11 protein-coding genes are annotated in these 13,904 nt (G+C 71.6%); 6 read left to right on the top strand and 5 right to left on the bottom strand.

What is annotated here, in order from left to right:
* The first annotated feature begins 62 nt into the window (after positions 1-62).
* The 5 genes from rifK (at position 63) to AB0M80_RS02795 (ending at position 5,396) form a co-directional block, all read left to right on the top strand.
* Entirely contained in the window at positions 63-1,229 is a 1,167-nt protein-coding gene (gene rifK, locus AB0M80_RS02815) for a 3-amino-5-hydroxybenzoate synthase (RefSeq protein WP_364557862.1), read from the top strand.
* The gene (locus tag AB0M80_RS02810) at positions 1,226-2,302 is read left to right on the top strand and encodes a Gfo/Idh/MocA family oxidoreductase (protein WP_364557859.1); all 1,077 of its coding nucleotides are present in this window, start codon (positions 1,226-1,228) and stop codon (positions 2,300-2,302) included. The genes rifK and AB0M80_RS02810 overlap by 4 nt, the downstream gene beginning before the upstream one ends.
* 12 nt (positions 2,303-2,314) lie before the next feature.
* Positions 2,315-3,013, top strand: a complete 699-nt coding sequence (locus AB0M80_RS02805) for an HAD-IA family hydrolase (RefSeq protein ID WP_364557856.1) — start codon at positions 2,315-2,317, stop codon at positions 3,011-3,013.
* A 4-nt stretch (positions 3,014-3,017) separates the two neighbouring features.
* Entirely contained in the window at positions 3,018-3,938 is a 921-nt protein-coding gene (rifN, locus tag AB0M80_RS02800) for a kanosamine kinase (RefSeq protein WP_364557855.1), read from the top strand.
* A gap of 192 nt (positions 3,939-4,130) precedes the next feature.
* Positions 4,131-5,396 (top strand): cytochrome P450, encoded by a 1,266-nt coding sequence (locus AB0M80_RS02795; RefSeq protein ID WP_364557852.1) that lies wholly within the window; start codon positions 4,131-4,133, stop codon positions 5,394-5,396.
* A gap of 228 nt (positions 5,397-5,624) precedes the next feature.
* Here the strand turns inward: AB0M80_RS02795 and AB0M80_RS02790 are convergent, their stop codons facing one another.
* From AB0M80_RS02790 to AB0M80_RS02770, 5 genes are all read right to left on the bottom strand, one after another.
* A complete protein-coding gene (locus tag AB0M80_RS02790) occupies positions 5,625-7,328 on the bottom strand; it encodes a multicopper oxidase domain-containing protein (protein ID WP_364558562.1) in 1,704 nt (567 codons plus the stop codon).
* Positions 7,329-7,928: 600 nt separating this feature from the next.
* Entirely contained in the window at positions 7,929-9,503 is a 1,575-nt protein-coding gene (locus tag AB0M80_RS02785; RefSeq protein WP_364557850.1) for a bifunctional 3-(3-hydroxy-phenyl)propionate/3-hydroxycinnamic acid hydroxylase, read from the bottom strand.
* Between the two features lie 7 nt (positions 9,504-9,510).
* Positions 9,511-10,722, bottom strand: a complete 1,212-nt coding sequence (locus AB0M80_RS02780; protein ID WP_364557847.1) for an acyltransferase — start codon at positions 10,720-10,722, stop codon at positions 9,511-9,513.
* Positions 10,719-11,471 (bottom strand): alpha/beta fold hydrolase, encoded by a 753-nt coding sequence (locus tag AB0M80_RS02775; RefSeq protein ID WP_364558560.1) that lies wholly within the window; start codon positions 11,469-11,471, stop codon positions 10,719-10,721. Before AB0M80_RS02775 ends, AB0M80_RS02780 begins: the two co-directional genes overlap by 4 nt.
* A 57-nt stretch (positions 11,472-11,528) precedes the next feature.
* On the bottom strand, positions 11,529-12,803 hold the full coding sequence (locus tag AB0M80_RS02770; RefSeq protein WP_364557844.1) for a cytochrome P450: 1,275 nt from the start codon (positions 12,801-12,803) through the stop codon (positions 11,529-11,531).
* A gap of 274 nt (positions 12,804-13,077) precedes the next feature.
* Here AB0M80_RS02770 and AB0M80_RS02765 point away from each other — a divergent pair, with 274 nt between their 5' ends.
* Positions 13,078-13,899, top strand: a complete 822-nt coding sequence (locus tag AB0M80_RS02765; RefSeq protein ID WP_364557841.1) for a methyltransferase domain-containing protein — start codon at positions 13,078-13,080, stop codon at positions 13,897-13,899.
* The last annotated feature ends 5 nt before the right edge of the window (positions 13,900-13,904 follow it).

The raw sequence follows: 13,904 nt of genomic DNA, 5'->3' as shown, positions 1-13,904 counted from the left end.
ACGGCACGGACTTCCGTTCGGCCTTTTCTTCAATTCGAACCCCAGCGGAGATTCGGAGAACCATGAACGCGCGAAAGGCACCGGAATTCCCCGCGTGGCCGCAGTACGACGACGCCGAGCGGGGCGGCCTGGTCCGCGCGCTCGAACAGGGTCAGTGGTGGCGCATGGGCGGGGACGAGGTGAACTCCTTCGAACGCGAGTTCGCCGCTCACCACGGCGCCGCGCACGCGCTGGCGGTCACGAACGGGACGCACGCGCTGGAACTGGCCTTGCAGGTGATGGGCGTCGGCCCGGGCACCGAGGTCATCGTGCCGGCCTTCACCTTCATCTCCTCGTCCCAGGCGGCCCAGCGGCTCGGCGCGGTCACCGTCCCGGTCGACGTCGACGCGGCCACCTACAACATCGCCCCGGAGGCGGTCGTGGCCGCCGTCACCCCGCGCACCAAGGTGATCATGCCGGTGCACATGGCCGGGCTGATGGCCGACATGGACGCGCTGGCGAAGATCTCCGCCGACACCGGGGTGCCGCTCCTGCAGGACGCCGCGCACGCGCACGGCGCGCGCTGGCAGGGCAGGCGCGTCGGCGAGCTGGACAGCATCGCCACCTTCAGCTTCCAGAACGGCAAGCTGATGACGGCGGGCGAAGGCGGCGCCGTGGTCTTCCCCGAAGGCGAAAGCGAAAAGTACGAGACGGCGTTCCTCCGGCACAGCTGCGGCCGCCCCCGGGACGACCGCCGGTACTTCCACAAGATCGCCGGGTCCAACATGCGGCTCAACGAGTTCTCCGCGTCCGTGCTGCGGGCGCAGCTGGCCCGCCTCGACGAGCAGATCGCCGTGCGCGAGGAGCGCTGGGCGCTGCTGTCCCGGCTGCTCGGCGAGATCGACGGCGTCGTGCCCCAGGGCGCCGACGTGCGCGCCGACCGCAACTCGCACTACATGGCCATGTTCCGCATCCCCGGGCTCGCCGAAGAGAAGCGCAACGCCCTGGTCGACCGGCTCGTCGACGCCGGCCTGCCCGCGTTCGCGGGGTTCCGCGCGATCTACCGCACCGACGCCTTCTGGGAGACCGGCGCCCCCGCCGAGAGCGTGGACGCGATCGCGGAGCGCTGTCCCCACACCGACGCCATCAGCCAGGACTGCGTGTGGCTGCACCACCGGGTCCTGCTGGCCGGCGAGCCGGAGATGCACGCGACCGCCGAAATCATCGCCGACGCCGTGGCCCGGTCATGAGCGTCCGGGCCGCGGTGGTCGGGCTCGGCTGGGCGGGCCGCGAGCTGTGGCTGCCCCTGCTGCGCGAGCACGCGGACTTCGAGGTGGTCGCCGCCGTGGACGCGGACCCGGCGTCGCGGCAGGCGTTCACGAAGACGACCGGCATCCCGACCCATTCCGCGGTGGCCGCGCTGACCGCACGGGAGGTCGATCTGGCCGTCGTCGCGGTGCCCAACTACCTGCACACCGAGGTGGCGGGCGCACTGCTCGCCACCGGGATCTCCGTCTTCCTCGAGAAGCCGGTGTGCCTGACCTCGGCCGAGGTCGACGTTCTCGCGGCGGCCGAGCGCAGCGGCGGGATGCTGCTGGCCGGCAGCGCCGCCCGGTACCGCGGTGACGTCGAGGCGCTGCGGCAGGTCCTGCCGGAGCTGGGCGAAATCCGGCACGTCGCCATGGGCTGGATCCGGGCGCGGGGCGTGCCGCGGGCGGGTGGCTGGTTCACCCAGCGCGAAAAGGCCGGCGGGGGAGCGCTGTACGACCTCGGCTGGCACCTGCTCGACACGCTCGCCTTCCTGCTCGGCCCGGCCGCCTTCACACAGGTGATCGGGGTGACGTCGGACGACTTCGTCAACGCCGGCGCCTGGCGCGCGGCGTGGCGGCAGGACCAGGTCGGCGCCGACGCCGCCGACGTCGAGGACACCGCGCGCGGCTTCCTGGTCCGCGACGACGGTGTCTCGGTTTCGCTGCGGGCGAGCTGGGCCTCGCACCAAGCGCGGGACGTCTCGGTGATCCACGTCGAGGGCAGTGCCGGCACCGCGGATCTGCGGTGCACCTTCGGCTTCAGCCCCAACCGGGAGCCCGAACCCGCGCTGACGCTGACCCGCGAGGGCACCACGACCCGGCTCCCCGTGCCGATCGAGCGGATCGGCGTCGAATACACCCGCCAGGTGGGCGATCTCGCCGCGATGCTGGCCGATCCCGGCAACCGCGGCCGCGCCGTCGCCGAAGCCCGGCCGATCGTCCGGATGATCGAGAACTTCTACGCATCCGCCGGCTCGGCGCGCGGCCGGGGCGCGGTCCCGGCGTACCAGTAGAGAGGGTGCTCCATGACATTCCCGATCGTCGACCGGCCGGACACCGGGGCCGATCCCTCGGCCCCGGTCCGGCACGCGGTCATCTTCGACCTCGACGGGGTCGTCGTCGACAGCTTCGCGGTGATGAGCGAGGCCTTCGCCATCGCCTACGCCGAAGTGGTCGGTGACGGGCCCGCGCCCTTCGAGGAGTACCGGCGCCACCTCGGCCGCTACTTCCCGGACATCATGCGGATCATGGACCTGCCCCTGGCGATGGAGGAACCCTTCGTCCGCGAGAGCTACCGCCTCGCCTCGCAGGTCCAGGTCTTCGACGGGGTCACCGAGCTGCTGCTGACGCTGCGGGCGCGCGGCCTGCGGCTGGCCATCGCCACCGGCAAGAGCGGGCCGCGGGCCCGGTCCCTGCTCGACGACCTGGGCCTGCTCCCGTTCTTCGAGCACGTGATCGGCTCGGACGAGGTCGCCCGGCCGAAGCCGGCCCCCGACATCGTCCGGCACGCGCTGAGCCTGCTGGACGTCCCGCCCGAGCGGGCCATCATGATCGGCGACGCGCCGACCGACCTGGCCAGCGCGCAGGGCGCCGGTGTCACCTCGGCCGCCGCGCTGTGGGCCCCGCCGGACGACGTCGGCGAGCTGCTCGCCGCCGGCCCCGACGTGGTGCTGGAGCGGCCGGCCGACCTGCTCGCGCTCTGCCCGTCGGTGCCCGGCCGCTGACGACGTGGGGGCCCCGTACCACCTCGGCATCGACGTCGGCGGCACGAAGGTCGCCTTCCGGGTCGAGGACGGCGCGGCCTGCGTCGAGGAGACCTCGTTCCGCTGGGGACCGCGGCACAGCGTCGACGAGGACCTCGCGCAGCTCGCCCGCCACGTGGCGCAACTGCGGCAGCGGCTCGGCACGCCGCCGGAGGCGGTCGGGGTCGCGATGCCCGGCACGGTCGGCCCGGACGGCCGGGTCGCCGCGTGGCCGAGCCGTCCCGAGTGGACCGGGTGCGATCTCGGCACTTCCTTGCGGGCCCTGTTCCCCGAAGCGGCCATCGCCTGGGCGGACGACGGCGACCTGGGCGCACTCGCCGAAGCCCGGGCGGCGGGCTGCGACGACCTGCTCTACATCGGGGTGGGCACCGGCGTCGGCGGTGGCCTGGTCCTCGGTGGCGCGCCGTGCCCCGGGCTCGGCCGCGGCTCGTTCGAGATCGGGCACCTGGTCGTCGCGCTGGACGGCCCGCGCTGCGTCTGCGGCCGCCAGGGGTGCCTCCAAGCGGTCGCTTCCGGACCGGCCACCCTGCGCCGCGCGGCGCTGCTGCGCGGCGCGGACGTCACCTTCGACGACCTGCGCGAGGCGCTGAGCGGCGAAGAGCCGTGGGCGACCGAGGCGGTCGACGGAACGGCCCGCGCCCTGGCCGCCGCGGTGACCGGCGTCCAGGAGCTCGTCCACCCGGAGCGCGTGCTGATCGGCGGCGGCTTCGCAGCCGGGATACCGGAGCTCGTCCGCCGGGTGGCCGAGCACCTCGCCGGCCTGGCCCGCCCGGGCCAATCCCCGTTGCCGTCGGCACCGGCCAAGTTGGGCGGCCTGTCGTCGTTGCGCGGCGCGGTGTCCCTCGCGCGCCTGAACGTGTCTGGGAAGTCCACTGAGGACTGTTGAACGGCCGGTGCCCGCCCCGAAGGCGGCGCCGTCGCGTCAAGTCCACTGTAGACGACAGGACCGCGACGTCAAGCCCTATCAGGTTGGGGGATGGCAGCCGGTCATCCTGACTCTATCGTTCGGAAACGGGGCTGCGGCCCGCCCGCCCCCGGCTAGTGGAACGCATGCTTTCGACTCAAAAGGGAGAGGCCCATGACCACCACTGCCGAGACTTCGGCCGAACCGGTGGACCTGTTCTCGCCAGAAGTGGTCGCCGACCCGTGGGGGGCGCACGCGCGGGTGCGCGAGGCACCGACGTTGCAGATCGGCGGCTTCATGGGCGGGCCGCCGATGTACCTGGCCGCCCGCTACGAGGACGTGCTTCAGGTCCTCACCGACCCGCGGTTCCTCACCAACCCGCTACCGGATTCGCCGGTGGAGGACATCCGGAATGGGGTGTTCAGGCACCTGAACATGCCCGAGGAGCTGATCCCCTGGCTGAAGAACCTCATCAACGCCTCCGACGGCGAGGACCACGCCCGGTTGCGCAAGCTGGTCTCCTACGCGCTCACCGCCCACCGGGTCGGCAAGTTCCGGCCCCGGGTCGAGGAGCTCACCGCGATCCTGCTCGACAAGCTGGCCGCGGCCGGCCAGGACGGCACGCCGATCGACCTTGTCGACACGTTCTGCTACCCGCTGCCGGTCACCGTGATCTGCGAGCTGGTCGGCGTCGACGAAGAAGACCGTCCGCAGTGGCGTGCGTGGAGTGACGCGATGGCCACGTTGGACGGCGAGCGGCTCCCGGGCGAAGTGCGCAAGACCCTCACCGCCGCGCGGGCGATGATCGAGCGCAGGCGCGTCGACCCGAAGGACGACATGGTCACCGCGCTCGTACAGGCGCAGGCCGAGAACAAAGGCCTCGCCACCGACGACGAGCTGGTCGGAGTCCTGTTCAGCCTCGTGACGGCCGGGCACCAGACGACGACCTACCTGATCGGCAACTCGGTGCTCGCCCTGCACGAGCACCCGGACCAGCTCGCGAGGCTGAAGGCGGACCCGGCGCTGTGGCCGCAGGCGGTGCGTGAGCTGCAGCGCCTGGGACCGATCCAGTTCGGGCAGCCCCGGTTCGCCGTCGAGGACGTCGAAGTGAGCGGCGTGGTGATCCCGCGGGGGATGCCCATCGTGCCGCTGATCATGGCCGCGAACAGCGACCCGCGCATGTTCCCCGAGCCGGAGAAGCTGAAGATCGACCGGTTGGCCGTCGGCAGCGAGAAGCACCTGGGATTCGGCAAGGGCATTCACCGCTGCCTCGGTCAGCACGTTGCCTACCTCGAGGCGGAGGTGGCACTGCGCGGGCTGTACACCCGGTTCCCGGACCTGTCCCTCGCGGTCCCGCGCGAGGAGGTCCCGTGGATCCTGCGTCCCGGGTTCACCCGGACCAAGGACCTTCCGGTGCGGCTCGTCCCACCGGTGTCCTGAAGCCGCCGCATCGAGCCCCGGCGCCACGAGTCCCCTGTCGATGACAGCCCGGACCGGGGACTACGTGACCACGGCGCTGAAGAGCCTGCGGGGAAAGCAAGATCTCCGGCTGTCCGGATCGGCGTAGCGGCCCTTGGGCTTGCGGCAGTTCTCGACCCAGGTGGCGCGTGGGCTGGTGGCCGGGTGAGTGGTGTCGCCCACCCGGCCGCCGGTCACGCGTGGAACAGGCTAATGGTGTCCGGCGTGGCCGACCCGCTGTCCATTGTGGCCGGTTCCGCCCGGGTGCATGTGGAAGGAGGCCACCTCGGGTGGGTGGACGACGAACGGCCGCATCATGCCCATGTCTTCGTGGTCGAGGATGTGGCAGTGGTACATGAATTCGCCGGTCGCACCGTCGAACTGGCCGGCGACAGTGAGCCATTCACCATGCCGTGCCTGGAAGGTGTCCTTCCAGCCCTCCTCCCACTTCTCGATCCGCGGCCCGTCATCCGGCACGGGCAGTGGCGTGGTGGTGCCGCCGGTCGCGGTGTCGAAGGCGGTCAGGTTGGTCCACGTCCGCCGGGTCAGCAGCTGGAACCGGGTCATGTGGATGTGCATCGGGTGCGGTGCGCCGCCGAGTTGGAGGAAGTGCCACACCGCCCACCGTCCGCGGTCGATGAAGATCGTGGTCGTGTCGTCGAAGAGGCTCGCGACTCTGCGGAACGTCCGCACTTTCGCCGTGTCCGGGTCGGTGAGCTGGATGATCCCGGTCGCCGGAAACTGCGTCGGCAGCTCGTGCGGTTCGGTGATCTCCCGCAGTTCCCACATCGCCGGGTTCGGCTCGCCGGCCACGTTCGGCGGGAGCGTCGCCACGAAGATCTGGTCGTGGTCCTCCGGGACGGTCGTGCCGCGCGCCAGCCGCACGTAGGACTTCGACAGCCGCTCCGGCAGCGTGAACGAGGTGCGCCCGTAGCTGCTCTCGACGCGGAACTCCATGATGTCCGGCTCGGCCGGGCTGCCGGTGTTGGTGAGGCGCAGGCGCTGCCCCTTGAACCGGCTGAAGTCGATCAGCAGGTCGATGCGTTCGGCCGGGGTGAGGGTCAGCCCGCCCGCGGGCATCCCCGCCGGGGCGGGCAGCAGGCCGGCGTCGGTGCCCGCGACGCGGACCGCGTCGTTGTGCACGGTGCCGGCCTCGTCGACGAGGTCGAGGCGGAAGAACTGGGAGTTCGCCGCGTTGAGCACACGGAAGCGATACCAGCGCGCGGCCACGTCGAGGTGCGGCCAGATGACGCCGTTGACAAGAGTGAACGGGCCGGTGACCGGGACCATCGTGCCGGTCGCCGTCGCGTAGGGCGCCTTGTACAGCAGCCGGCCGGTGAGCGCGCCGGTTGCCGGGTCGGTGTCCAGGTTGCGGTCGGTGATGATCAGCGGAATCTCCTGCTCACCTCGCGGCAGTCCGAGCGCGTCCTCCTCGTCGTCGCGCACCAGGAACATGCCGGCCAGCCCGGCGTACACGTTGAACCGTGTGATGGCCATCGCGTGGTCGTGGTACCACAGCGTCGTCGCAGGCTGGCGGTTCGGGTACTCGGTGAGCTGCGCGTCTCCCGGCGGCACGGCGTTGTGCGCCCAGCCGTCGTTGCCGGCGTGGGTCACCGCGCCGTGCAGGTGCACGACATTCCACGGCGGCAGCTCCGCGACCCCTTCGATCAGCTCCACCCCCGCGGGCAGGCTGCCGTCCGGATTGCGGTAGCCGGGCACGTACGCCGGTGACGGCCGCACGAACGGCACCCGCACCGCCACCAGCGGAATCGGGCCGGTGAGGTCGTTGCTCCACGCGACCCGCAGCCGCTGTCCGCTGCGCACCTCGAGGGTCGGGCCGGGGAACTGCCCCTCGTAAGTCCACAGCGTCGTCTCGGGCAGCTGCGAATGCAGCCGGACCCGCGCAGTCGTCATGCTGACCGGGACCAGGTCCTGGGACCCCCGCGAGGCCGGCCGGATCACCGGTGGAATGCGCAACGGGTCACGGAACTTGGCCAGACCGTAAGTCGACGCCGCAGGCGTGACCGGCTGTGCCGGTGGTTCGGCCGCTGCCTCGCGGGCGCCCGCGCCGAACAGGCCCGTGCCTGCCACGGCGCCCGCGGAACCGAGCACGGTGGCGATGAGAAACCTGCGTCGGTCGACGAAATTGTTCGCACCGACATGATCATCCAAAGGACGCTCTTCGTTCACGCCGACATCATCGACCAACGGGTACTCGGCCTGGTAGGAATCTGTCCGGTAGCGGAGCGAAACTACCAACGTTGGTGATGGTCCCTGTTCCTGATGCACCCGCTGTGGCGTTCGGTGCGTCCAACGCACCCAACGCCACATCGGGTGCGTCCCGGCCCGCCGCGAGACGGCACCGGGCCCGGGTGATGTGCACGCCTACCAGCTTGAGGGATACCCGGCTGGGCCGTTCCTGCCGGCGGCGAACGGGTGTCCGGCGGCGGCGTCGCCGGCAGCCCGGTCCGGATCATCGGCCACCGCCCCGGCTGAGGAGGTATTTCCCCGTGGTCAGCGGGCCGGCACCGCGGTGCACAACTGGTCCCGCAGGTCGTCGACCAGAGCCGCGGTCCCCTCCTGGCCGCTCGCGGCGCCGAAGACGTGGTAATCCGGACGGACCAGCAGAGACGTCGCCTTGCACTGCGCCAGGTACGGTCGGTAGACGTCGTCGACGTCCAGCACGCCGTCGTCCGCCGTGCTTCCGGGGGGCAGCAGCCGCACCACATGGGTGTCGAGCCCGGCGAGGAAGGACAGCTGGTCCTCGTCGAGTGCGGTGTGCGGATCGCCGGTGACCAGCAGGACGAAACCGCGGCCGACGACGTCGTCGAACAGCCCGGTGTCGCCGCGCAGGCTCACTCGTCCTTGCGGTACGACCGCGCCCGCCGGCGGCTCGGCCGTGTCCGCTCCGGGGAGCCGGTGAAGCAGCCCGTTCGACAGCGGCCTCGCCGGTTCCGGCCGGGTCGGCGGTTTGCCGCGGCGGTTGGCCAGCACGGTGGCGTCCCGCTCGGCGGCGGCCGCCGGATCCGTCACGCAGATCACCCGGCCCAGCTGGACCGAGGCGAGAATCGCTTCCTTCGCCTGCGTCCGGCGTTCTTCCGCATAAGTGTCCAAAATGGACTCGGCGGCCAGGTCGCGGAGCGTGAGGTCCAGCTTCCACGCCAGGTTGGTGACGTCGCGGATGCCGGAGCACATGCCCTGACCGGCGAAGGGCGGCATGAGGTGCGCCGCGTCGCCGGCGAGCAGGACGTGCCCCACCCGCCACCGGTCGGCCCACCGGGCCTGGAAGATGTAGGTGGTGCTGCGCAGCAGGGTCGCGGTGTCGGGGGTGACGCCGAACGGCGCCATCAGCCGCCACGCCGTCTCGTCCTCGTTCAGCTCGGCCGCGCTTTCGCCGGGCAGCCGCATGAACTCCCAGCGACGGCGCCCGGGACCGCTGCCCACCAGCGTGGTGGGCCGGGCCGGGTCGCAGATCTGCACGTTCGTCGGCACGAACTCGCGCGGTTCGGTCAGCTGGACGTCGCAGAGCAGCCATTCGTAGGAGAAGCCGAGGTCGGTCACCGGCACGTCGAGGTGCTCGCGCACGAAGCTGTTGGCGCCGTCGCAGCCCACGACCCACCGCGCCGAGAGCGTCCGCGGCACGTCGTCGGAGTCGGTGGCGGTCACCTGGACCCGCTCGTCGCCGTCGGTGATGGCGACGACCTCGTGCCCGCGCAGCACGGTGATGCCCGGCAGTTCCGCCGCCCGGGCCGCGATGAGCTCCTCCAGCGCCGGCTGGTGCATGGTGTTCGCGTCCGGCCAGCCGTACGGGCCGTCCGTGGTGAAGGCGATGTCCAGCAGCGTCCGCCCGTCGGCCGTCTGCCACTGGTAGCCGTTGGCCGGCGCGGTGATCCGCCCGAGGCCCGGGCCGATGCCGGTGGCGGCGAGCAGCCGGGCCGTCTCACCGTCGAAGCTGGTCGCCCGCGGCAGCTGGTACGGCCGGGGGCGGCGTTCGAGCACGATCACCCGCCAACCGCGCTGGGCCAGCAGCACCGACAGGGTGGCGCCGATGGGGCCGTGGCCGACGATCACGACATCGGTGTCCGTCAAGGGAACCTCACAGGTCACGAGTCAGGCGGGTCAGCCGTTCGCGCAGGCAGCCGAGGCGGTCCGGCAGCGACGGATCGCCCTCGGGCCAGCCGAGGTCGATGCCGACCCGGCCGCCGAAGCTGCTCATCACGTAGCCGCCGAGCGCGATGGTCTCGCGCATCCGGGACGCCGAATGCAGGTTGGTCAGCCGCAGGCCGTCCGGGGTTCGCATCGGCGGGGCGACGCCCCAGTTCATGATGCTGACCACGGTGAGCGCGAGGCTCGGGTCCCACGGTTTCGCGGCGGCGGGCCTGGCGAACATGTCCAGGATGCTGCGCTGCACGGAGCCGTCGGCCAGGCCGGCCCGCAGCTGCTCACCGATCGCCCGGCCGATCGCGACGGCGTCGTGCGCGAGCCCGCCGGTCACCTTGAAGCCGACGCCGCCGAGCACGTTCGTGCCCTCGGTCGCGCCGACCGGGGGGCGCAGGCGAGTGCGCAGGTTCACCGAGTACCGGTACACCAGGTCGGTCAGCGGCATGTCGCGGATCTCGGCCTCGGCGAGCAGGATCGCGCCCGACACCAGGCCGTTGATCGTCACCTTCTCGCGGTGGCCGAGTTCCGCCAGCGCCGTCGTTTCGGCCTCGGTCAGCCGGTGCTGGACCACGTGGCGGACCACCGGATCCGGCCGCGACGCCGGTGGTGCGGCCGGCGCGGCGGGGCCGCCGGGTGCGGCCGGGGTGCTCGCGTGGATGCCGCGCTCGGCCAGCAGGTCTTCCAGCGACCGGGGGTACGGGTGCCGGGGCACGTCGAGCGGCACGCCCTCGACGACGTCGGTGTAGCAGGACCACAACGTCGAAAGGATCGCGGTGGCGTGGTGGGCGTCGGCGATGCTGTGCTGGATCGCCAGGCAGACACTGGCCTCGTCGCCGTCGCGGACGACGTTGAGCGCGCTCAGCGACCGGCTCTGGTCGACGTCCAGTCCGGCCAGCGGCCGGTCGAGGTCGCCGTCGGCGAACCGGACCACCGGCCGGATGTCCGACTCGGTGAGCGCGACACCGTGTTCGCCGAACTCGACCCGGGCCGAGAGCTGGGGGTAGGCGCGGCAGACCGCTTCGAACGCGGTGGTCAGCGCTTCCGGCTCCAGCCGGCCGGCGGCCCGCACCGTGTAACCGATGTACGCCTCCTTGACCGCGTGGATCGCTTCGCTGGGCGCCAGCACCCGGACAGCGGCTCGCGTCACGAGTTCCCTCCCCTGGATCCGGTCAGCGCGGCGCCGGCCAGCTTCTCGGTGATCGTCGCGATGATCGGGGCGGCCTGGTCGACCAGGAAGAAGTGGCCGCCCGGCAGCACCCGCAGGTCGGCCGGCCCGGTGGTGTGCTCGTCCCAGGCGCGGGCCTCGTCGACCGACACCCGCGGATCGCGGTCGCCGGTGAACACCGTGACCGGGCAGTCCAGCCGCCGTCCGGGTTCGTGCCGGTAGGTGTCGACCGCGCGGTAGTCGCTGCGGATGGCGGGCAGGACCATGGCCAGCAGCTCGGGGTCGGCGAGCATGGCCGCGTCGGAACCGCCCAGCTTCCGCAGCTCGGACACGAGCCGGTCGTCCGACACCCCGTGCACGTCGTCGTCGCGGTAGCGCGACGGCGCCCGCCGCCCGGACGCGAACAGGTGCACGGGCGCGGGCCGCCCGGCTTCGGTCATCCGCAACGCCAGTTCGTAGCCGATGATCGCACCCATGCTGTGCCCGAACAGCGCCAGCGGCCGGTCGTCGAAGGGGCGCAGCACGTCCAGGAGCCGGTTCGTCAGCCCGCCGATGCTGTCGACGGGCGGCTCGTGCCGCCGGTCCTGGCGGCCCGGGTACTGGACCGCCAGTACCTCCACCGCGGGAGCGAGGGCCTTGGCCAGCGGGAAGAAGAAGCTGGCCGAGCCGCCGGCGTGCGGCAGGCACACGAGGCGGGCTCGCGCGTCCGGTGCCCGCTCGAAACGGCGCAACCACTTCTCGGCGTCTGGTCGGTGCACGGGCGGGCTGCCTTTCCTGATGCCCTGCGCTCAGACGAGCTTCAGGGGGAGGGTCTTGGTCCGGGTGAACGCCGGCCGCAGGATCCACGGGATCTCGTCCCGCGGCACGGCGAGGGCCAGGTCCGGGAACCGGGTGAACAGCCCGTGCAGCGCCACTTCGGCCTCCTGGTAGGCGAGGTGCTGGCCCAGGCAGCGGTGGATGCCCTTGCCGAAGGACAGGTGCATTTCGTTGGTGACGGACAGCCGGTCGATGATCAGCTTCTCCGGCTCGGTGAACTTGCGCGGGTCGGTGTTGGCGGCCAGCAGCAGCGGCGCGACCGGCGTCCCGCGCGGGATCGTGACGCCGCCCAGTTCGACGTCCTCCGACGGGAAGCGTGCCTGCGTGAACTGGAGTGGGCCCAGGCGCTGCAGCTCGCGCACGGCCTGCACCCACAGCGACGGCTCGGCCTTCAGCCGCGCGAGCTGGTCGGGGTGCTCCAGCAGGAAGAGCACCGAGTTGCCGATCAGGTAGGTCGTCGTCTGGTGCCCGGCCGTGACGAGGCTGAACAGGATCCCGACGATCTCGTCGTCGGACACCCGGCTCGGGTCCTCGGCCTGGGCCTGCACGAGCGCGGTGACCAGGTCGTCCTTCGGCTCGACGCGCCGCCGGGCCATCAGCTCGCGCGAGAGGGCGATGCACTGGCGCAGGGCGGGCGGGATGCTGGGGCCGTCCATCGTCGCCATCGCGTTGCCCCAGGCGTGCCAGGCCGCGCGGTCGGGCTCGTCGATGCCGACCAGCTCGCAGATGACCGTGACCGGCAGCGGGAAGCAGAACTCCTCGACGATGTCGACCGGCGACCCGTCCGCGCCCAGCTCCGCCATCCGGTCGAGCAGGTCCTCGGTGATCTTTTCGACGCGGGGGCGCAGCGCGTTGACGCGGCGCGCGGTCAGCGCGTACGAGACCAGCTTGCGCAGCCGCGTGTGGTCCTCGCCGTCGGCGGTGTTGAGCTTGTTGGCCATCCACGGGATCAGGTCTTCGGGGAAGTTCATCGCCTTGAACACGCCGTCCCGGATGTCCGCCAGCGGCGAGTCGGCCGGGGGGTTGGTGAGGAACCGCGGGTCGGTCAGGACGGTGAGCACGTCCTCGTAGCGGGTGGCCAGCCACATGTCCGGGCCGCCCATCATGGTGCCGATGTTCAGCGTCCCGGTGCCCGGCGACGGCTCTTCGCGCAGCCGCGCGTACCAGCCGAACGGGTCGGCGACCACTTCCGGTGAGAACAGGTCGACCGGCTTGGCCGAAGGCTTGGCGGTGGCGGTCATGGCCATCCTCTTCCTCGTCGGCCACGCGGGCGATCCCGCTCGCGTGGGGCGGGCACGCCGCGGCCCCCGGGTTCGGACGGTAGGGAAGGGCGGCCGGTCGAGCATCCCCCAACCTGATAGGACTCGTCGTTGTGTCCCTTGTGGACAGTCCAGGATCGTCCCCGGCGCTATCAGAACGGGGGATGCCCCGCGGGCCGGGCCTGACCTAGTCTCGCCGAAGACCTTGCAGGCCAGGCGTTGATCGACACGCGGTCACGCGAAACGATGCTTAGGGGTACTGGTGACGAAGCCGACTCCGAACGAGATTGGTAAGGGCTACGACGCTTTCGCGGACCTGCTCGACCAGCTCTGGGGTGAAAATCTGCACCACGGTTACTGGGACGACCCGTCCGGCGGAACGCTGGAAGAGGCCACCACGAAGCTGACCGACAAACTGGCGGGGATGCTGTCCCTGCACGCGGGCGACCGGTTGCTCGACATCGGGTGCGGCAACGGCGAGCCGGCGATCCGGATGGCCGTGGCGAACGACATCATGGTCACCGGCATCTCGATCAGCGAGAAGCAGGTGGAGCGCGCGAACGAGCGCGCCTACAAGGCCGACGTCGACGACCGGGTGGTCTTCGAGTACGCCGACGCGATGGACCTGCCGTACCCGGACGGGTCGTTCGACATCGTCTGGGCACTGGAGTCCCTGCACCACATGCCGGACCGCTGGCACGTGATCCGCCAGGCGGCCCGGGTGCTGCGGCCGGGCGGGCGCCTGGCCCTCGGCGACTTCCTGCTCGTCCCGAGCCCCGCCGGACTGGAAGCCGACGCCGAGCGCGTCCGCGAGGTCGGCAAGGGCGTGGTGGCGGTCGTCTCGCTCGACGAGTACGTGGCCCACCTCCGCGAGGCGGGGCTCGAGGCCGAAACCACCGAGGACGTCAGCCAGTACACGCGGCCGTCGTGGGCCAAGGCGGCGGAGCGGTTCGAGGAACTGCGGGAGCAGGCCCTGCAGCACATCGAGGCCGCCCAGTTCGAGGTCACCCTCGGCCGGTTCCGCGCGTTCAGCGAAGAACCGTCGCTGGGGTACGTCCTCCTGACCGCGCGCAAGCCCGATTGAGGAAA

The organism is Amycolatopsis sp. NPDC051045, assembly GCF_040682955.1.
In the GTDB taxonomy this organism is placed as follows: domain Bacteria; phylum Actinomycetota; class Actinomycetes; order Mycobacteriales; family Pseudonocardiaceae; genus Amycolatopsis.
Note: the sequence above shows the minus strand (reverse complement) of the source record. Positions and strands in the feature narration are given on the sequence as shown.

Bases quoted from the DNA above. Each gene is read 5' to 3' on its own strand.
- rifK (WP_364557862.1), top strand. From the start codon at position 63: ATGAACGCGCGAAAGGCACCGGAATTCCCCGCGTGGCCGCAGTACGAC.
- AB0M80_RS02810 (WP_364557859.1), top strand. From the start codon at position 1,226: ATGAGCGTCCGGGCCGCGGTGGTCGGGCTCGGCTGGGCGGGCCGCGAG.
- AB0M80_RS02805 (WP_364557856.1), top strand. From the start codon at position 2,315: ATGACATTCCCGATCGTCGACCGGCCGGACACCGGGGCCGATCCCTCG.
- AB0M80_RS02795 (WP_364557852.1), top strand. From the start codon at position 4,131: ATGACCACCACTGCCGAGACTTCGGCCGAACCGGTGGACCTGTTCTCG.
- AB0M80_RS02790 (WP_364558562.1), bottom strand. From the start codon at position 7,328: ATGACGACTGCGCGGGTCCGGCTGCATTCGCAGCTGCCCGAGACGACG.
- AB0M80_RS02770 (WP_364557844.1), bottom strand. From the start codon at position 12,803: ATGGCCATGACCGCCACCGCCAAGCCTTCGGCCAAGCCGGTCGACCTG.